The sequence below is a fragment of the Yersinia sp. 2542 StPb PI genome, assembly GCF_048593855.1.
Taxonomy (GTDB): Bacteria; Pseudomonadota; Gammaproteobacteria; order Enterobacterales; family Enterobacteriaceae; genus Yersinia; species Yersinia enterocolitica_E.
Map to the genome: position 1 here is coordinate 1 of NZ_JAZGQA010000410.1, position 1,191 is coordinate 1,191.

The following is a 1,191-nucleotide window of genomic DNA, read 5'->3' on the forward strand; positions in this document are numbered from 1 at the left end:
AAATATTTTCTTATCACCTAATGTTATTATAAGGTCAATACTGACCAGCTTCGCACCATGCAGTTTACGGGTTTTAGTTAATAACTTCTCGGCATACCGGGTGATACCGATATACCAAACTGTGGCGTTCCCACAGTGTTCAACCTAGGATGGTATCGATATGAAATTGCAGCAGCTCCGTTATATTGTTGAGGTGGTCAATCACAACCTTAACGTATCGTCCACCGCAGAAGGACTGTATACCTCGCAGCCGGGGATCAGTAAGCAGGTCCGCATGCTGGAAGATGAGCTGGGTATCCAAATTTTTGCCCGCAGTGGCAAACATCTCACGCAGGTGACCCCCGCAGGGCTGGAAATCATCCGTATTGCCCGTGAAGTCTTGTCCAAAGTAGATGCTATCAAAGCCGTTGCCGGTGAACATACCTATCCTGATAAAGGTTCGCTGTATGTAGCCACTACCCATACTCAGGCGCGTTATGCATTGCCGAATGTGATTAAAGGTTTTATCGAGCGCTACCCGCGTGTGTCGCTTCATATGCATCAAGGCTCGCCGACCCAAATAGCCGAAGCGGTTTCTAAAGGGAGCGCTGATTTCGCTATTGCCACTGAGGCGCTGCATTTATATGACGACCTGATTATGTTGCCGTGCTATCACTGGAACCGTGCTGTGGTAGTGAAGCCTGATCATCCTTTAGCAGGTAAAACCCACGTCAGCATTGAAGAGCTGGCAGCATACCCGATTGTGACTTATACCTTTGGTTTTACTGGTCGTTCTGAACTGGATACTGCATTTAATCGTGCTGGCCTGACACCGCGCATTGTGTTTACCGCGACAGATGCCGATGTGATTAAAACCTATGTGCGATTAGGGCTGGGTGTGGGGGTTATCGCCAGTATGGCAGTTGATCCGATCCAAGATCCTGATCTGGTGATAGTTGATGCCCGTGATATCTTTACCTACAGCACCACGAAAATTGGTTTCCGCCGCAGCACTTTCTTGCGCAGTTATATGTATGACTTTATTCTGCGTTTCGCCCCACATCTGACCCGTGATGTGGTGGATAAAGCGGTTGCCTTACGTTCTAATGAAGATATTGAAGCGATGTTTAAAGATATAAAACTGCCGACTAAGTGATTTATAAAGAAATAAAAGCCATCTCTTTTTAGCGATGGCTTTTCCATAATAGTACT

At 46.7% G+C, this 1,191-nt stretch carries 1 protein-coding gene; it reads left to right on the plus strand.

From position 1 onward, the window contains the following. Window positions 1–160 precede the first annotated feature (160 nt). Window positions 161–1,135 (plus strand): HTH-type transcriptional regulator CysB, encoded by a 975-nt coding sequence (cysB, locus tag V1952_RS21975; protein ID WP_372558978.1) that lies wholly within the window; start codon window positions 161–163, stop codon window positions 1,133–1,135. Window positions 1,136–1,191: the final 56 nt, after the last annotated feature.

What these genes read in the sequence shown, in the direction of transcription:
- cysB (WP_372558978.1), top strand. Translation starts at nt 161, where the DNA reads ATGAAATTGCAGCAGCTCCGTTATATTGTTGAGGTGGTCAATCACAAC.